Below are 17,021 nucleotides of genomic sequence, written 5' to 3'. Positions count from 1 at the left end.
GGCATGGGGCAAGACAACACGAGGATAGAACGAAGGCTGGCGGCGATATTGGCCGCCGACGTCGCGGGCTATTCGCGCCTTATGGGGATCGATGAGGTGGGCACGGCGCGAAGCCTGCGCGGACATCGCGCCGTCGCCGATGCGCTGATCGCCCGGCATGGCGGCCGTATCGTCAAGACCACCGGTGACGGCCTGTTGCTCGAATTTGCCTCGGTGGTCGATGCGGTGGAATGCGCAGTGGCGGTGCAAGCGGTCATAGCCGAGCGCAACCTCGGCGTCCCCAAGGATGCGCGAATGCTGTTTCGGATCGGGATCAACCTCGGCGACGTCCTGATCGAAGGTGCCGACATTCTCGGTGACGGCGTCAATGTCGCCGCACGGCTTGAAGGCATTGCCGAGCCCGGCGGCATCTGCCTTTCGGGTGCCGCCTACGATCAGGTGCGCGAGAAGGTCGCCATCGCGTTTTCGGATATGGGCGAGCAAAGCCTCAAAAACATCGCCCGTCCGGTGCGCGCCTATTCCGTGGTCCGGGACGGATCGGGCGCGGACAAGCAGGTTGGCCAAGCCATATCGGGCACGCCTCCGACCCCTCGTCTTTCGATCTTGGTGCTGCCCTTCCTCAACATTGGCGGCGATGCCGAGCAGGACTATTTCGCCGACGGCGTGACCGAGAGCCTCATCACGGACCTGTCGCGCATCAGCGGTTCGTTCGTGATCGCCCGCAACACCGCCTTTACATTCAAAGGCAAGGCGGTGGACGTCAAGCAGGTGGGGCGCGAGTTGAATGTGCGCTACGTTCTTGAAGGATCGGTGCAGCGTGGCGGCAACCGGCTTCGAGTTAATGTGCAGCTGATCGACGCCGAAGCCGGCCATCACCTCTGGGCTGAGCGTTTCGACAAGACCGTCGCCGACCTGTTCGACATGCAGGACGAAATCGTATCGAGGCTTGCAAATGCGCTGGATGCCCAGCTCGTCGCAATCGAAGCGCAGCGCGCCGAGCGGTCGCTGAATCCCGGCGCCATGGATCTAAATTTCCAGGGTAGAGCGTGGTACAACAAGGGGCCGACACCTGAATGCATGACAAGGGCGCGGACGTTCTTTCAGCGAAGCCTGACGCTGGATCCAGGGAACAGCGAGGCCATGCTCGGTCTGGCGATGGTCGACGCGACAATTGGTGCGGCGGATATGACCGACGACAGGCTGGCGTCTTTTGCCGCGGCCGAAGCAAACCTGACCAAAGTGCTGTCGCTCGCGCCGAACAACGCATCGGCCCACAGGTACCTTGGACTGGTCTTGATGTTGACGGGACGCCCGGCTCAGGGCATCGCCGAGTGCGAACGGGCCTTGGCGATCGATCGAAATTCAGCTAGTGCTCACGGCATTATAGGCTACGCCAAGTATCTGGTTGGTCGCGGCGCAGAAACCGAAGGCCACATCAACGAGGCGCTTCGCCTTTCTCCGCTGGACACAGTTGCCCACATCTGGATGCTATGGACCGGCTTGGCAAAGTCGCAGCTCAACGCCGGCGTAGAGGCGGTTGCCTGGATGCGCCGAGGACTAGAGCTCAACCGGAATTTTTCCGTCGCGCATTTCCATCTCGCTGCCGAGCTGGCCCTTCTCGGTGAGCTGGATCAGTCGAGGGCAGCGGCGCAAGCGGGCCTTGCCCTCGACCCGGACTTTACGATCCTGCGTTTCCGCGCCGGCACAGCGACTGACGATCCAGTTTATCTCGCCGGCCGCGACCGCAGCTACGAAGGCTTGCGCATCGCCGGGATTCCCCAGGGTTGAGCGGCCGGCAAGACGCGAACAGCCCGGCTCATTCGACCACATTGTCGGCAATGGCGAGCAGCGTGGCCGGCACGGCGAGGCCCAGCACTGCCGCCGTCTTCAGGTTGATTGACATTTCAAATTTGGCAGCCTGCCAATAGGGGATGTTGCCGGCATTTTGGCCGCGCAGGATCGCGTCGATGACGTTGGCCACGCGCTTGTTCAGTTCCACCAGATCGTACGAATAGGCAATCAGGCCGCCGGCGTCGACGAAATCTGGAAACGGATAGATCGCCGGAAGACCGGCCGCGCCGATCAGGCCCGCGATCAAACGGCGGTTGATCATGGCGTCGGGACTATCCCCGACCATCACGGCGTTGGCGCCCTCTCGCGCCGCTTGTGCGACGGCGTCGCGATAGGCCGCCTCACTGGTGGGGAGTTCGACCGGTATGACCGTGAGATCGAGTCCGGCCAGCTCCGCCGCCGTGCGGATGGGATCGTGAAGCTTTTCCCAATCAGCCTTCGAGCTAACCCCCTTCAACGTGATGAAAGCCAATTTCGACAGCGCCGGAAAGATTTCGCGCAACAGCTCGATGCGTTTGCCATAGATCGACGGGCCAGTATCGACGCTGACCCCGGTGATATTGCCTCCGGGTCGCGCCAGGCTCTGCACCAGCCCCATCGAAACGGGGTCGCCCGTCATGGCAACGATCGGAAGCGTCGTGGTTTCGCGTTTGAAGAGCAAGCTGCCGGGTCCAAGAGCATACACCACATCCGGATTTTGGCGCACCACCTCGGCGACCAGGGCCGCCGGCCCCGATACATTCTTCTCCCGACCATAGCGCTCGATGATGAGGTTTTCGCTCTCGACATGCCCGAGGCGCCGCAACTCCGCGAACAGGGCGCGGTAGTAGCGGTTCTCGCTTTTTTCAATCATCAGCGCCGCCGGTTCGAACAGGCTGAAAATGGCAAGGCGCCGCGAGGCGGCCGGCTGCGCTGCGGCGCGTGACATGCCGGCGGCGGAATGGCGTCGCTCATCGCCAGGTACATCTCCTGCGTAAGCGTGTTCTTCTTTTCCGGCCGCCGCATCGTGATCGTGCGGGTGGCGCCTTCGTCGGTGACGATGATTTGCTCGACCATGACGCTCCTCGCGGTGCTGGAAAATGATCCTCGGCTCGCGGTGCCCTAGTTTTTCTTTTTTGGCGGCTTTGCCGGATCGGTGGCGCGGGCGCCGCCCCAGGGATCGTATTTCTCGTCAGGCACCGTAATCCTGTCAAGCGCGGCCTTGTAAGCCTTCTCGTCGACCTTTGGGTGATTTTCGACGGGCGGACCTGAGCTCCCGTGGCTAAGGCCAATACCTTGCGCGTTGGCTGCGAAAGCGGAGGCCAACACGGCCGCGACGGCAACAACGAGCGCCTGCAGTGCGCGTCGTCTACGGATCATGTTCATCCCTCCTGCGCCGCAAACGTCTATTGTCCGGATGGTGTCCGGACGCCGTGCCAGGCGTCACGCACCTGGTGATAGTGGACCTCCGGCAGATAATCCGGCGTATTGAGATTAAGTGTACGGACATCCAGCCGGCCCACGGCACTCAGCAGCGTGTAGGACGCGATCACGCGGTCACGCTGCGCCGCGATTTGTCGAGACCGGGCGCTGGTCAGGTCCTGCTGGGCGTTGAGAACGTCGATCGTGGTGCGCTGGCCGCCGGCCGCCTCGCGGCGAACGCCCTGCAACGCAACGTCCGCCGCCTTGACCTCCGATTCGGCCGCGCTCAGCGCGACCTTGGTTCCTTCGTTGGAGACCCAGGCACTGACGACTGCTGTGCGCGCCTGGTTTCTCACCTGCTCGAGCACCAGGCGGCTTTGCGAGGCGAGTTCCTTGGCCTGCCGCGTTTGCGATGCGGCTGTACCGCCGTCATAGATCGGCACGTTAACCTGGCCCAGGATCGAGGCCTGATCGGTGCCGAACGTTCCAAGGGTCGAGTCCGACTGCTTGGAGCGGCTGGCGCTGGCCTGGACGGCGACCGTCGGCAGCAGGCTGCCTTCCGCCACCTTGATCGTGGTCTGGGTCGTGTCGACGTCATAGCCCGCGCCAAGCACGGCGGGATGCTCGTGATTGGCCGTCTCGATCGATCCCGGCATTGTCGGCGGAGAGAAGCGATCGACGGGTGTTGCCGGCGCAAGCTGTCCAGGTGGCCCACCGATCACCTGGACATACGTTGCCTTGCTGATGGCGAGCGCAACCTCAGCAGCATTGAGATCGGCGAGCCCGCGGTTGAGCCGCGCTTCGGCCTGCGCGGTATCTGTGGGCGTCACGTCACCGGCATCGAGCCGCTTCTTGGTGGTCGCCTGAATTTCCCAGAGCACGTTGACATTGGTGCGTTGCGACTCGACCAGGGCCTGATTGGCCATCACGTTCATGTAAGCAGTGACGGCGTCGAGCAGGACGCCCTGCCCGGTGTTGCGTAGCGCTTCGCGCCCCGAGAGCACCTGAAACTCCGCAACGCGGACGCTGTTAGCGGTCCTGAAGCCGTTGAAAAGGACCTGGCTGACGGTCACGCCGATGGTCCACGGACGCAGCGTCGCGCCCTGGATCGTATTGTCGGGCAGCGTGTTCCTGACGGCCTGCAAGCCGGCGCTCAGGCTGGCCACGACCTGGGGCCGGTAGCCGACGAGAGCCTGTGGGACGTTCTCGTCCGTGCCGCGCTGGCGCGCCCGATCGGCGTTGAGCTGCGGGCTCGACTGGTAGGCCTTGACCATCGCCTCGGATAGCGTTTCCGCGCGCAACGGTCCGCAAGCCAGGAGCATCGCTCCCATCACGACGGCTCTCACTGTCAGCCCGCACTCCATCACGCGCCTCGTAACGCTCCCACGCACGCCCCACCTCATTCCGCCGGCGCCAACTGAGGCTGCGCCGCAAGCCCCGGCCGCGTCCGCCGCGAGAACATCGCAATCAACGCCGGCAACGTGACCAGGATAACGATCGGCGCGAGCATCATGCCCGCCACAACGACGACCGCGAGCGGCTTCTGCACCTGCGAGCCGATGCCACTCGACAGCGCCGCGGGCAAAAGCCCGATGCCCGCGACCACGCAGGTCATCAGCACCGGACGAAGCTGCAGCTCACCGGTACGAAGGATGGCCGCGCCGCGCTCCATGCCCTCATCGATCAGCGCGTTGTACTGGGACAGGATGATGATGCCATCCATCACCGAGATGCCGAACAGCGCGATGAAGCCGATCGCCGCCGAAACGCTGAAGGGAATGCCGGTCACGAGCAGGCCCAGAATGCCGCCCAGCACGGCCATCGGGATCACGCTCATGGTGAGGATGGTGTCGACCACTGAGCCGAAATTGAACCAGATCAACATCGCGATCAGCGCGAGGCTGATCGGCACCACGATCGACAGCCGCTTGATCGCATCTTGGAGGTTGCCGAACTCGCCGACCCATTCGAGATGCGAGCCCGGCGGCAATTGCACGTTGGCCGCGACCTTCTGCTGCGCCTCCTGGATGGCGCTGCCGAGATCGCGCTCGCGCACCGAGAACTTGATCGGCAGATAGCGTTCCTGCTGCTCGCGATAGATATAGGCGGCGCCGGAGAGGACCTTGACTGTCGCGACCTCGCTCAGCGGCACCTGCGTGACGCCGTTCGGCCCCTGCGCGCCGATCCGCAAATTCTGGATCGCCTCCGCGCTGCGCCGGTACTGCGAGGCGAGCCGCACGATGATCGGGAAATGGCGGTCGCTTCCCGGCTCATAGAGATCGCCGGCGCTGTCGCCTCCGATCGCCGTCTTGATCGTCGTGTTGATGTCGCCCGGCGACAGCCCGTAGCGCGCGGCGCGGGCGCGGTCGACGTCGATCTGGATGGTCGGTTGGCCAAGCGAAGTAAAGACCGCGAGGTCCGTGATGCCCTGCACGGTCGCAAGCTGCGCCTTGATCTTGTTCGCGGTATCCGTCAGGGCCTGGAGATCGCTGCCATACAGCTTGATCGAGTTCTCGCCCTTGACGCCGGAAACAGCCTCCGAGACGTTGTCCTGGAGATATTGCGAGAAGTTGAACTCGACGCCTGGAAACTTTTCCTGAAGCTGCGCCAGCAACGTGGCGGTCAGCGAGTCCTTGTCCTCGCCATCGGGCCACTCCTTGGCGGGCTTGAGCGGCGCAAAGAATTCGGCATTGAAGAAGCCTGCCGCATCGGTGCCGTCGTCGGGCCGGCCGTGCTGCGAGACCACCGACTCGACCTCCGGCCGCTCGGCAATCAGCTTGCGCATCTGGTTGACGTAGGAGTTGCCCTCCTGGAGCGAGATGGTCGGCGGCAGGGTCGCGCGGATCCAGAGATTGCCCTCCTCCAGCTTGGGCAGGAATTCCAGGCCGAGCAGCCGCACCGCGAAGACCGTGACCAGGATCAGCACGGCACCGCCGGCCAGCACGACCCGTCCATGCGCGAGCGAGCGCCCCAGCACCGGCATGTAGAGCCGGTGCATCCATCGCATCAGGAACGTCTCGGTTTCCTCGACATGCGCCGGCAGGATGATGGCGCTGAGCGCCGGCGTCACCGTGAAGGTCGCAAGCAGGCCCCCCGCGAGCGCGTAAGCATAGGTGCGCGCCATCGGGCCGAAGATGTTGCCCTCGACGCCCGACAGCGTGAACAGCGGCAGGAAGGCGGCGATGATGATGGCGGCGGCAAAGAAGATCGAGCGCGAGACGTCGGCCGCAGCGGTCAGGATGGCATGATGCTTGATGCCCATGATGGTGTGGGCCGAGATCGACGCCTGTTCGCCGGCCGTCAGCCGTTCGGTGTGTGACAGCCGGCGGAAGATCGCCTCCACCATGATCACGGTGGCATCCACAATCAGGCCGAAATCGATCGCACCGACCGACAGCAGATTGGCGGATTCACCGCGCAGAACTAGGATGGTCACGGCAAAGAACAGCGCGAAGGGAATGGTCGCGCCCACGATCATGGCGCTGCGCAGATCACCGAGGAAGATCCACTGCAACAGCACGATCAGGCCGATACCGACCACCATGTTTTCCAGCACGGTATGGGTGGTGGTCTGAATCAGGTCCTTGCGATCGTAGATGCGCTCGATCCGCACGCCAGGCGGCAGGATCGTCGAGTTGTTGATGGAAGAGACGAGCTCCTCGACGCGGGAAATGGTCGGCGAGCTCTGCTCGCCGCGGCGCATCAGCACGATGCCCTGGACGATGTCGTCGTCCTGATCCTGGCCAGCGATGCCGAGCCGCGGCTGTTCGCCGACGGTGACCGTGGCGACGTCGCGCACCAGCACCGGCGTCCCGCCGTTCGAGACCACCATGGTACTCTCGAGCGCGTGGATCGAGCGGATCAATCCGACGCCGCGCACCACGGCGGATTGCGGCCCGATATTGACCGTGTTGCCGCCGACATTGACGTTGGCATTGCTGATGGTCTGAAGCAGCTGCGGCAGCGTCAGACCGTTCGCGACCAGCTTGTTGAAGTCGACCTGCACCTCGTAGGTCTTGGTCCGCCCTCCCCAGCCGGTAACGTCGATGACGCCGGGCACGGTGCGGAAGCGCCGTTGCAGCACCCAGTCCTGCAACGTCTTGAGATCGAGCACCGAATAGTTGGGCGGACCAACCAGCCTGTAGCGGTAGATTTCGCCGATCGGGCTCAGCGGCGAGATTTGCGGCTGGGCGTTGTTGGGCAGCGGCGGCAATTGCGAGAGCCGGTTCAAGACCTGCTGGAGCGCCTGCTCGTAGGTGTAGTCAAACGAGAACTGGAGCTTGACGTCCGACAGGCCGTACAACGAGATGGTCCGGATCACCTTCATGTTCTTGATGCCGGCGACCTGGGTCTCCAGCGGGATCGTGATGTAGCGCTCGATCTCCTCGGCCGACAGACCCGGACTTTGCGTCACGATGTCGACCATCGGCGGCGTTGGATCGGGATAGGCTTCGATGTTGAGCTGCTGGAACGCGATCAGGCCGCCGACCAGCATGGCGGCGAAGAGGCCGACCATCAGGAAGCGGCGGCTGACTGCGAAGGCGACGAGGCGTTCCATGTGATCCGGCGATCCTTCGCTAGCTGCCGGAAGCGGCGCGGTCGATGAACAGGCTTCCGCGGGTGATGATCTTTTCGCCGACCTTCAGATTGCTGCGTGCCTCGACGAGGTCGCCATTGGTCAACCCAACCTGGATTTCGCGCAGCTCGACGGAACCGTCGTCGCGCGCCACCCAGACGCGCACGCGCTCACCCTCGTAGATCAGCGCCTGCTTCGGCACGCCGACCGAGGGTCGGTTCGCGCCGGCATAGACGGTGACGTTGGCAAACATCTCCGGCTTGAGCCCACCATCCTTGCAGCGAACTCGCAGCCCCCTAGGTCTCCGCCACAAGCATCAGACATGTCGGTCAATCGAGTATTCGCCGAACGGACGTTAGCTAATTTGTTCCAATCGTATCTAGTTCACCTCGATCATGCACTCCTTTCGAGGCCCTGCTGACTTGCGGACTCTACAAGCCGCGAGCGCAACAATGCGCTTCTGAAACTTTTTAGATGCCTCTCTCGGCCAGTCAGCGCTACCCATAGATATCGATCATCTTGGGATCCAAGATCCGCAGAAGAGTCAACGCTTCGCCCTCGATCGTCCGGACGCTTTGAACCTTGACATCGAATTGCTCGATATGTCGGCGATCAAACCAATAGCTCGCGGACTCCTTCTTGACAGGTCCGACCCGGTTGACGCCTGCGAGCGATAGGCTCACGCTCGATCTCAGGTCGATATCGTCCCGAACTCTTAGACCCCCAACCATGATCCCCGGCCATTGCCACTTCGTGCCTGCCAGATCCTGTGCGATCAGGATCAAAGGCTCTCGTGTAATCCGCATGATTCTTATGCCGGTAGCAGCCAGGCTTGCTTTGAACTCTTGAGAAAGCCCGACTACAGCGTCGAGCGAAATATCTCCGATCGCTTGAAGCTTCGGCTTGATGAGGTACGGAGGAAGGATGAGATCGGAGGAATAGACGTCGGCCATCCGTTCGGCATTTCGCGAGCGCTCGTCCAAGGGACGACCGATGTCGTCGGAACGGCAAACGAACGATTGACCTCGGTGATGATGCCAATGTCCAAGCTCATGACCGGTGCTGAACCTTTTCCTGTTCGGTTTAGCTCCGTCGCTCACATAGACGATCGCCCGGTCCTTAAAGCCGATGATCTGGGCTTCGCAGCCGACGAGCCGCCTGTACAAGACTTGCACGCCGACACAATCCGCGATGGCGAGGAGGTCGATTTCCTTGGCCTCGGAAATGCCGAGTTCGACGAGGAGCTGTTCGGCCGGGCGCAAGCTATCATTCCTTCAGCTTGCCGGACTCGTCGATAAGCCCGAGTCGCAGACAAGCCTCGAGGAAGCTGTCGAGGTCGTTGTCTGATTCGATACGCCGATTGCGTGCCGCAATGGTCATGTCGCCGGTGAGGTCGACCCTTTTGGTAACGGCAGAGTGGATCTCACGCTTCTTCGCCGGGTCGAATGATAGGACCATTGCGCTGAGGGGTGCTTGAGATTCGCGCGGACGCTGCCGGGCGGCCGCGAATTTCCGGCGCTTCGCAGCAATTTCGGGAGCCTGGAAAACCGCGTCGAAACTTTCCAGCAGATCGTTCGGATCCATGCCCAAGGTGATCAGATACTCGTCTAGTTCGGATCCTTCGAGCGACAGAATCTCCTGCTGGATCTCTTCCAGGAGCTCTTCGCGAAACGAGAGTTCACGATCGGTCTCCATCACAATTTCCCTTCCTTATAGAGGGAAGCACCCCACTTCTTCATTCTCTTCCTGACAGTTTCATAGTTCGTTACGTCCCATCCGGTTTCGGCAAGGATTTCCTCCCGCGTCGCGTTGTCGTCCAGGAGGAGCAGCAGCGTTTTTGCCTCCTCGTCGTCGCAGATCCGGTAGATCTGCTCGCGGAGGAATGCGGCATCCTGGGGAGGCCCCAGATCCTGCGCGAGTTCGATCGGGTCGGGCGCAGCGGCCGACGCGGCTACGAGCCGCTTTCCCTCGATACGGCGGACCGTTGCGCTTCGGCGCCGATCGTTTGACGCAATGCTGTTCACCGCGCCCAACAGAACTTCGAATGCATCGTCTCCGGCCTTCGAATCCGGATTTAGCCAACGTGCCCGAGCGCTCTGAAGGAGGTCATCCACTTGCAAGGTGGTGCCGCGCACCTTCACCCGCGCCAAAGCGACCAGCTTCTTCCGCTGGTCCGCGGTAAGCGTCAGCAATGCCGCCGCTTTTGGGGATTGATCGGTCAATCGGCTACCTCCGAAAGCCATAGCTCGCGAATCGAGCGAAGTCGGAAATAAATTTAGCGGAATTCCGCTTCCGACTTCTCACCGGTCGCGAGCTTTAGAAGGTAGGGGCTCACTTCGAGCCGGAATACATTAGGCGAGGCGAATATGACAGCCAGGCTGACCTTTTGTCCCCTTGTCAGCGCTGACCTCACCCGCATCGACATGGCCAACGGCCGCAAGATGCTGGTCGATTACACCGAAATGCGCAATCCCGCCGACATGTCGGATGCCCGCATCGACCTGCCCGAGGTGCTCAAGGCCGACCCGCGGGCCGCCATATGAGCCTTCCCGTTGCAGCAGAAAAGAAGTTGAGCTTCTTTCTTGAGCAATTTTGCCCAGATCCGGTGGCGATCCGGAAGGCGTTGGAACGCACCCGTCTCTGCACCGAGATCGACCGGCTACCGGGTGAAACGATCTGCAAGAGGGGCGACCGTGTCCAGGGCTGTTGGCTCGTCATCGATGGCCAGGTCGAGATCCGGGCCGACGATCAGATCGTTACCTTCCGCGGGCCAGGCGAACTTTTCGGTGAGCAGGGTCTGGTGCACGTCCTGTCCGGCAAGGATGGTGCCCGGACCGCGGACGTCAAAGCGATCGGGCCCGTCAAGCTGCTGTGCATCGACGCCTCGTTTCAGGAGCGACTCGACGACCGAGAGAAGGTCATCTGGACGCCCACGCTTGCGGGCGTGATCAACCACAAACTCGAGCAGGCAACCAATATGCGCTCCGAGTTGCGCAGCCTGGCCGCGCAGCATGAACTGCTTCTCCGCCGGTTTTCGGACGGAGACGCCCTCGGCCTCGTCAAGATGGCGACCAGCGGCGAAAGACCTTCGATTCAGAACCGCCGCGCGATCGTCCTGTTCAGCGACATCGCCGGCTTCAGCATCTGGTCGGCCTCGAAGGCCACGATCGAGGTCGCCGAACACCTCCGCAAGCTCGCGGCGATCCAGATCAACGCGATACGCGGATCCGGCGGCCAGATCGACAAGCTCATGGGCGACGGCGCGATGGCCTACTGGTTCGTCGACTCCGACGACCGTGAGCGGTGCGAGCCGACGTCCGCACTCGCCTGCGTTCTGAAGATCGCGTCGGAATGCAAAGCCTACTTCGAGCAGCATCGCCTCCCACTTGGCCTGCGGATCGGGCTGCATGCGGGCGACGTCTCGTTCGGCGACTTCGGCGCGGAGAACAGGATCGCCGTCACGCTGCTTGGCGCCGCGGTCAACACAGCGGCCCGGTACGAACAGGCGAAGTCGCCTGAACTCGGCGACATCAGGATCAGCCCGACCTTGCGCGACCTGATGGTCCGGTCGGGCACCAACCCCAACACCTTCCGGGGCCCGACGAGGGTGGCAGTGAAGCACGACGTCGAACTCGACGTCTATTCCATCTGAGGAGAAGGTCATGCCCTGGAATCAAGATCGCGCTAAATCGAGAATCCGCGAGCACCTGAAGACGGTGCCCGAAGTCGATCGCCAAGTTGCGCTCGACAGCGCCGTCCTGGCTAAGCGCGGACTGTTGAGCCGCATGCCGAACCGCGAGGCGTTCGTCGTCGAAGGCGCGCACCTGTACGGCCAGCTTCTCGACTTCGAAGATCTCGTCACGGAGCATGGTCAGGAGACTGAGGCGGCACACCGCCGCCTGCTGCGCTTTCTGAACATGCACTACCGGGTCTGGGACTCCATCGTCGACGGCGACGACGGCGACCGCATCGACTATCACGGCGCCCGTCTTCACGCGGTCATCGCATCCCCGCTCGGCAACCCCGCGGCGCAGATCGAGCGCGCCGTAGCGCTTGCCCGGAAACTTACGGAAGCCGCTCGGAAGGTCGGCGACGCGCACGGTTTTCCCTCGCGTATCCGTTTCGGCATCGATCACGGCAAATGCCTCGCCATGACCACCGGCCGCGGCGCGCACGAAAAAGACACCCTTTTCCTGGGGCGGCCCGCGAACCACGCCGCCAAGCTGGTCGCTTCGAGCTCCGAGCAGGGCGTCTTCCTCACCGACACGGCCCAGAAGCGCGGCGCCGCCGGGGCAATTCAAAAGCGCGCGGGTACCATGACGCTCGACGAGGCTTACGTCGAAACCGCAGCGAGGAAATATGCCTTCGACAGTCTCGATCGAACCGCCTCGGCCGTTGCGACGGATTTCTCGGAGCCGATGTTCCGCTTCAATCGCCCGACGCTGCCGCTTTCCACCGTCAAGTTCAGCGAGTTGTCACCAGCCAACTCGATCCGCATGGGCATGGCTTCGATCTTCGCGGACATCGACGGCTTCACCAACTTTGTTGACCAGTCGATCCTGGGCGGCTCCGAAAAGATTCGCGAGGCGGTCAAGGTCGTTCACGTCATCCGCGAGGAGCTCAACTCGGTCTTGAAGGAGGATTTCGGCGGCAAGCGCGTGCGCTTCATCGGCGACTGCATCCACGGCTGTGTGGCCGAAGGCGAGCGCGCCGACGATGCGGCGAAAAGCGTGCGCGAGGCGGTGCTGTGCGCCTCCGCCATGAGGTCTTCGTTCGATCTCTGTCTGGAGACGGTGCGTTCGGACGCCGCAATCGATTTGGCGGTCGGCATCGAATACGGCCCGACCCCGTTGACCCGACTGGGCCACCGCGGCGACGAGGGCGTCCGCTGCGCCGCCAGCCGCGCCACGATCGACGCCGAACGGACGCAGCAGGCCATCGAACATGGCGGCGTGCGCCTGGGCGCGGCCGCGGCCGCCGTCGCCGACCCAGCCGTCCGCAAGCACTTCTCGGCAGGCCGGCTGATGTCATTCGACTCCGCTTCGGACCTGCTTTGGACGGCACACGCACCCGCGGTGCAGATTCTCCGTAGCGAGCCGGCGGCGCGCTCCCATGCAACGCTTCCGAAGTCGCCGCGGGGATAGTCGCCGGTCATGTCGCTCGCCGCGCTCGCACAATGCTGTCCCACATGGGCGGAATTCCGGTCAGTAGACCGTCGCGAGGCGCACCTCGATGTCGTTGCGGTGCGCGCCAGCAAGACCTTCACCAGGCTCTTCGAGCTCAAGTTGCTGCACCTCGGCAGCGACGTCAGCGTGTTCGAGCGCGAGATCGGCAAGACACTGCCGTCGTGCTGCCCCGAGCGGCATATCAACCCGGACGGCTCGTTCTGCATTGGCCTGCGTGCCGGCGAAGGCATCACGGCCGAGACCGCACCGGCGTGGTGGGACAAACTGCATGCGTTTGCGCTCTGCCAGGAGACCGCCGAGGAGACCGGTTTCTGGCCAAACGAAGCTCAACTTTCCCACGGAGAAGCAGGCGAAGTGGAGCTCGCGGCGGAGAATGCGGCTGATCAACTCGGCTTGCGCGCGATCTATCGCGAGGCCGTCGCCTTCGATACTGGGCTCATCGCGTCCGGATTGCGCAAGATCGACCCTAAGACCGGAGCGTTGCGGAACGGGCGCAGCGCGTGCGTCTGCGGGCGCGCCGATCGGCACGGACGCGTCATGCTTCGCCGGGATTGCCGTCGTAGCGGGCTCGGCTGCCCGATCGTGTTCGAACACCGGCGCCGTGCCCTGGTCGACGGATTTTGGCGTAGCCTTCGGGGCCATGTGACCTGCTGCGGCACCATGCAGGAATGCCCGCTCAGAAAGACCGACGGCAGCGCCCGTCCCGTGACCGCAGCGCAGGGGGTTACGACGTGACCTCCTTCTTTGTGCTCACCTCGGCGGAGGCCATGGCTACAGCCGAGGCCATCGAAGCACTACGGCCGCTGTCGTGGTCGGCCGCTCTGCTCGAACGCGCGGGCGAGCGCGGCGGCCTGTCCACCAACAACATGGCGACGCTGTTCGAGGTCCGCTTCGGTCGCGCGCTGCACGATTGCGGCGTCGCGCCCATCTACGAACACGGCACCGGCGTCGGCGAAACCAGCGTTGACTTCGCCTTCGAGGGTTGGAACGTCGAACTGTTGTCGTTCGACGAGACCGACGCAGCGAAGGCCTCGACCTGGGAGAACGGGCCGTTCTTCGGCAGAATGCTGACCTCCCCCAAACCGCCGACGGCCGACGAGACGTCCCTTGACGAAGCCGAAAGACGGCGACGAAGCGACTTGAGGAAGCAGAGCCCCGAAGGCGAGACGTTGAAGGCGATCGAGAAGATCGTCGGCAAAGCGCAGAACAACGCGCGGCCGTCCAAGTTTCCCGTACCCGGCGGGCCGTCGAGATCGATGCTGATCGTCGATGCCCGCGCCCATGGCAGCCCCGACCGCATCGATTGCCGTCAGATCGCTTACGGCACCGGCGCCGTGCCAGAGTGGGCCGGATACCGCTGGATCGGCGACGACGGCAGAGAGTTTCCGATCGTCGGCGCCTTTGACCCGCGCAATCCGCTGCGGGGAGCCCGGCACTTCCGCGAGCGGGTCCATTTCCTCGGCATCGTGTCCGAAGAAACCTTCGAGCGGGAGGAGCTTCAGTATTTCATCCGGTTCTACCACAATCCCTCGCTGTTCGCCTCGGAAGACGATGCGCACTCGGTGCTGAGGACCTTCCCTCTATTTCAGCCGGAAACGACGCGCGCTCGCCGGCCCGATCTCTTCTTGCACGAAGTCTTCGAGGTGCAGGGTCCGATAGTAAAATTCGGCACGGTGATCGACGGCGCAATCACGATTTGCCGCGTCCACTGCGACCTCCTCGAGGACATTCTACAGCAAGGGCTTACTGCAGGATCCCAGCAGATGGTCGATGCGTTCCATCGGCATGAGGGACTGCTGCGCAGTCTGGCGCTGGAGAAGGCCGCAAGGGGCATGACTGAGCTTGACGGCACCATCTTCCTTGCGCCCAAGGATCTGGAACTGCGCGAGAGTCATGAGGTCATGGCGCGGCCGCGATCGGCGACGGTTCGGAGGCAACCATGAGACGACTTGCGATCTTCCTGGACGGCACCTGGAATACGCTGAACAACAACACGAACGTCTGGCGGCTGAAATCCTTGACGAGCGAGACCGCGGATCAGCGCGTCTACTACTCGCAGGGCGTCGGCACCAGGCGCAGCGAGTCCGCGCGCGGCGGCGTCTCGGGATGGGGCATCGACGACGAGATTATCGAGGCCTACACGTGGCTCATTCAAAATTTCGACGATGGCGACCAGATCTTCATCTTCGGCTTCAGCCGCGGCGCCTACACGGCGCGCAGCCTGTCGGGGCTGATCTGCAAATGCGGAATCCTTCGGCTCGGCGCGCCGCTATCCATCGAGCAACTTTACGCGCGATACCGCATATACGACGCGCCGACCATCAGGTCGCTGTTGGGCAAACCGTTGCCGGCAGATGCCTCGATAGAGGAACAATGGCTCACGAAATTCTCGCGCCCCACAAAGGTCCGGTTCGTCGGCGTTTGGGACACGGTCGGGTCGCTCGGGCTCCCGCTGGCTACCGCGGCCGGCAAAGTGCGTAAGTACCACTTCCTCGACACCCACCTCCGTCTCGACAACGAGTACGCCTTCCATGCGCTCGCGCTCGACGAACATCGCAGGAATTTCGAGCCGACCCTGTGGACCAGGACCGATAGGATCGGGCACGAAGCAGCCCCGGAACGAAAGATCGACAAGGTTGAGCAACGTTGGTTCGTTGGCGCGCATGCGAACGTCGGCGGCGGCTACGCAAGCGATCCGCTGGCGCAGCGCCCCCTGAAGTGGCTGATGGACAAGGCAGGCGACTTGGGGCTCGTCTTCCGCGACCAGGTCTCAATCGACATCTCTCAGATCGCGCCGCCCATCACGGATTCTTATCGCGACTTTGCTTGGGGCCTCTATCGCTTTGTCTCGCGACCGTTCTATCGTCCTGTAGGACAGGCACCTAACAAGGGCACGCAGGCCACGACTTCGCGAATCAACGAGACGGTGGATGGATCGGTGTTCGATCGCTGGCGTGCCGACGAGACGTATCGTCCGCCAAACCTCGCCTTGTGGGCGAAGCAGAAAGGCGTCGATTCCGCCAAGCTCGCCGGCGCTGTCCGGGCCGACGATCCGAAGGTGAAAGTACCGTGACACTCGACATCCTCAGAATGGACATCACGAAGAATCTCCTTCGCAAGATGGCGAAGGAGGAACGATGCCTCTTCCTCGCACTCGGTCATGCATCTAACCAGGTGAACGCGCTCTGGAAGCTGGTGATCGTCCTCACCAACGGCGACGAGACCGATCCCGTGAAGCAGCGGCTCGAAGGCGCACAGACGCAGGTGTATGTGAGGCTCGCCATTGGCGCGATGAGGGAGGCTTGGCGGCTCGTTGAGGACCGCTTCCTGAAGAGACCACTGGGCCGCGAATTCGTTCCGCTGCTGGATGCGCCGGCGGCAGCGGCGCTTGAAAGGCTTAAGCAGCGTTTCGGCAAGCTGAACCGAATGGCGATCATCCGCAACAACTACGCTTTTCATCATCCGGAGACTGACGAGATCGATGCTGCATTCGAAAAGGCGGCGGCCGCGGAAGGAAGCGAAGAAGCGGACTGGGCGATCTATTTCAACACCGCGCTGCTGAACACGTACTTTTTCGTGTCTGATTTCGTCCTGGTCCACGGCATGGCCAATGCCTTGTCCGAAGCCGACGTGAACGAAGCGCACCGCCAACTGCTCGGCGAGATGGCGCCGGTCGCGAACGATCTGTCCGAATTTACCTTCGGGTTCGCCGCCGCCGTCTTTGGGCGACACGTTGGAGCCGAGCTGACCATGACGCTGGTGGCGAGACTGGGGGACGCACCTGACATCGACGATATCCGATACCCGTTCTTCGTCGAAACGCCGGGTCTGCGAAGCGGCTAGGGGCTAAGCAAATACTCAGAACCTTTCGGTGGTCGAAATCGACTGAGTCATCGGGCGGCAGTGACGATCGAACTTGTCTCCACCAAACGGGAGTTTTTCGGGAAACGGCCGGAGACTTTCCGCGATTTCGTCACCGGTGTTAGGAGACCGGGTGCCCAGAGACC

16 protein-coding genes and 2 pseudogenes are annotated in these 17,021 nt (G+C 62.8%); 10 read left to right on the top strand and 8 right to left on the bottom strand.

The features are described from left to right. Positions 1–3 precede the first annotated feature (3 nt). A complete protein-coding gene (locus tag AC0L3S_RS19900) occupies positions 4–1,788 on the top strand; it encodes a tetratricopeptide repeat protein (protein ID WP_473280710.1) in 1,785 nt (594 codons plus the stop codon). A gap of 28 nt (positions 1,789–1,816) precedes the next feature. On the opposite strand, the gene AC0L3S_RS19895 is transcribed toward AC0L3S_RS19900, so the two are convergent. Beyond that, a complete protein-coding gene (locus tag AC0L3S_RS19895) occupies positions 1,817–2,779 on the bottom strand; it encodes an ABC transporter substrate-binding protein (protein WP_473280708.1) in 963 nt (320 codons plus the stop codon). Positions 2,780–2,791: 12 nt separating this feature from the next. Here AC0L3S_RS19895 and AC0L3S_RS19890 point away from each other — a divergent pair, with 12 nt between their 5' ends. Beyond that, entirely contained in the window at positions 2,792–2,956 is a 165-nt protein-coding gene (locus tag AC0L3S_RS19890) for a hypothetical protein (protein WP_473280705.1), read from the top strand. Here the strand turns inward: AC0L3S_RS19890 and AC0L3S_RS19885 are convergent. The 7 genes and pseudogenes from AC0L3S_RS19885 to AC0L3S_RS19855 form a co-directional block, all read right to left on the bottom strand. Further along, positions 2,953–3,210 carry a hypothetical protein gene (locus AC0L3S_RS19885; protein ID WP_473280702.1) on the bottom strand — a complete coding sequence of 86 codons (258 nt, stop codon included), beginning with the start codon at positions 3,208–3,210 and terminating at the stop codon, positions 2,953–2,955. The genes AC0L3S_RS19890 and AC0L3S_RS19885 overlap by 4 nt on opposite strands. A gap of 26 nt (positions 3,211–3,236) precedes the next feature. After that, positions 3,237–4,583, bottom strand: a complete 1,347-nt coding sequence (locus tag AC0L3S_RS19880; RefSeq protein ID WP_473280700.1) for a TolC family outer membrane protein — start codon at positions 4,581–4,583, stop codon at positions 3,237–3,239. Between the two features lie 68 nt (positions 4,584–4,651). Next, positions 4,652–7,810, bottom strand: coding sequence for an efflux RND transporter permease subunit (locus AC0L3S_RS19875; RefSeq protein ID WP_473280697.1), 3,159 nt, complete (start codon positions 7,808–7,810; stop codon positions 4,652–4,654). A gap of 19 nt (positions 7,811–7,829) precedes the next feature. Next, positions 7,830–8,105, bottom strand: a pseudogene (locus tag AC0L3S_RS19870) (efflux RND transporter periplasmic adaptor subunit); the annotation flags it as partial. A gap of 220 nt (positions 8,106–8,325) precedes the next feature. After that, a complete protein-coding gene (locus AC0L3S_RS19865) occupies positions 8,326–9,090 on the bottom strand; it encodes an ImmA/IrrE family metallo-endopeptidase (protein ID WP_473280695.1) in 765 nt (254 codons plus the stop codon). Positions 9,091–9,094: 4 nt separating this feature from the next. Continuing rightward, positions 9,095–9,523, bottom strand: a complete 429-nt coding sequence (locus AC0L3S_RS19860) for a hypothetical protein (RefSeq protein ID WP_473280693.1) — start codon at positions 9,521–9,523, stop codon at positions 9,095–9,097. Beyond that, on the bottom strand, positions 9,523–10,050 hold the full coding sequence (locus AC0L3S_RS19855) for a hypothetical protein (RefSeq protein ID WP_473280692.1): 528 nt from the start codon (positions 10,048–10,050) through the stop codon (positions 9,523–9,525). The genes AC0L3S_RS19860 and AC0L3S_RS19855 overlap by 1 nt, the downstream gene beginning before the upstream one ends. A 144-nt stretch (positions 10,051–10,194) precedes the next feature. Between AC0L3S_RS19855 and AC0L3S_RS19850 the strand changes: the two genes are divergently transcribed. From AC0L3S_RS19850 to AC0L3S_RS19815, 8 genes and pseudogenes are all read left to right on the top strand, one after another. After that, positions 10,195–10,371, top strand: coding sequence for a hypothetical protein (locus tag AC0L3S_RS19850; RefSeq protein ID WP_473280689.1), 177 nt, complete (start codon positions 10,195–10,197; stop codon positions 10,369–10,371). Next, positions 10,368–10,655 (top strand): annotated as a pseudogene (locus AC0L3S_RS19845) (cyclic nucleotide-binding domain-containing protein); the annotation flags it as partial. The gene AC0L3S_RS19850 and the pseudogene AC0L3S_RS19845, both read left to right, overlap by 4 nt. A 150-nt stretch (positions 10,656–10,805) precedes the next feature. After that, positions 10,806–11,480 carry an adenylate/guanylate cyclase domain-containing protein gene (locus tag AC0L3S_RS19840; RefSeq protein WP_473280830.1) on the top strand — a complete coding sequence of 225 codons (675 nt, stop codon included), beginning with the start codon at positions 10,806–10,808 and terminating at the stop codon, positions 11,478–11,480. Between the two features lie 10 nt (positions 11,481–11,490). Further along, the gene (locus AC0L3S_RS19835) at positions 11,491–12,972 is read left to right on the top strand and encodes an adenylate/guanylate cyclase domain-containing protein (protein ID WP_473280686.1); all 1,482 of its coding nucleotides are present in this window, start codon (positions 11,491–11,493) and stop codon (positions 12,970–12,972) included. A 9-nt stretch (positions 12,973–12,981) separates the two neighbouring features. Beyond that, a complete protein-coding gene (locus tag AC0L3S_RS19830) occupies positions 12,982–13,749 on the top strand; it encodes an E2 domain-containing protein (RefSeq protein ID WP_473280684.1) in 768 nt (255 codons plus the stop codon). After that, a complete protein-coding gene (locus AC0L3S_RS19825) occupies positions 13,683–14,957 on the top strand; it encodes a DUF1488 family protein (protein WP_473280681.1) in 1,275 nt (424 codons plus the stop codon). Before AC0L3S_RS19830 ends, AC0L3S_RS19825 begins: the two co-directional genes overlap by 67 nt. Then, positions 14,954–16,087 carry a DUF2235 domain-containing protein gene (locus tag AC0L3S_RS19820; RefSeq protein ID WP_473280679.1) on the top strand — a complete coding sequence of 378 codons (1,134 nt, stop codon included), beginning with the start codon at positions 14,954–14,956 and terminating at the stop codon, positions 16,085–16,087. Before AC0L3S_RS19825 ends, AC0L3S_RS19820 begins: the two co-directional genes overlap by 4 nt. Further along, positions 16,084–16,857, top strand: coding sequence for a hypothetical protein (locus tag AC0L3S_RS19815; RefSeq protein ID WP_473280677.1), 774 nt, complete (start codon positions 16,084–16,086; stop codon positions 16,855–16,857). Before AC0L3S_RS19820 ends, AC0L3S_RS19815 begins: the two co-directional genes overlap by 4 nt. The last annotated feature ends 164 nt before the right edge of the window (positions 16,858–17,021 follow it).

Source organism: Bradyrhizobium sp. Ken01 (assembly GCF_055807355.1).
The sequence above is the reverse complement of the archived record's forward strand: the minus strand, read 5'-3'. Positions and strand labels throughout refer to the sequence as shown.

Bases quoted from the DNA above. Each gene is read 5' to 3' on its own strand.
- AC0L3S_RS19820 (WP_473280679.1), top strand. From the start codon at position 14,954: ATGAGACGACTTGCGATCTTCCTGGACGGCACCTGGAATACGCTGAAC.
- AC0L3S_RS19840 (WP_473280830.1), top strand. From the start codon at position 10,806: ATGCGCTCCGAGTTGCGCAGCCTGGCCGCGCAGCATGAACTGCTTCTC.
- AC0L3S_RS19835 (WP_473280686.1), top strand. From the start codon at position 11,491: ATGCCCTGGAATCAAGATCGCGCTAAATCGAGAATCCGCGAGCACCTG.
- AC0L3S_RS19875 (WP_473280697.1), bottom strand. From the start codon at position 7,810: ATGGAACGCCTCGTCGCCTTCGCAGTCAGCCGCCGCTTCCTGATGGTC.
- AC0L3S_RS19825 (WP_473280681.1), top strand. From the start codon at position 13,683: ATGCCCGCTCAGAAAGACCGACGGCAGCGCCCGTCCCGTGACCGCAGC.
- AC0L3S_RS19850 (WP_473280689.1), top strand. From the start codon at position 10,195: ATGACAGCCAGGCTGACCTTTTGTCCCCTTGTCAGCGCTGACCTCACC.
- AC0L3S_RS19890 (WP_473280705.1), top strand. From the start codon at position 2,792: ATGGCGTCGCTCATCGCCAGGTACATCTCCTGCGTAAGCGTGTTCTTC.
- AC0L3S_RS19860 (WP_473280693.1), bottom strand. From the start codon at position 9,523: ATGGAGACCGATCGTGAACTCTCGTTTCGCGAAGAGCTCCTGGAAGAG.
- AC0L3S_RS19895 (WP_473280708.1), bottom strand. From the start codon at position 2,779: ATGTCACGCGCCGCAGCGCAGCCGGCCGCCTCGCGGCGCCTTGCCATT.
- AC0L3S_RS19900 (WP_473280710.1), top strand. From the start codon at position 4: ATGGGGCAAGACAACACGAGGATAGAACGAAGGCTGGCGGCGATATTG.
- AC0L3S_RS19880 (WP_473280700.1), bottom strand. From the start codon at position 4,583: ATGGGAGCGATGCTCCTGGCTTGCGGACCGTTGCGCGCGGAAACGCTA.
- AC0L3S_RS19885 (WP_473280702.1), bottom strand. From the start codon at position 3,210: ATGATCCGTAGACGACGCGCACTGCAGGCGCTCGTTGTTGCCGTCGCG.
- AC0L3S_RS19830 (WP_473280684.1), top strand. From the start codon at position 12,982: ATGTCGCTCGCCGCGCTCGCACAATGCTGTCCCACATGGGCGGAATTC.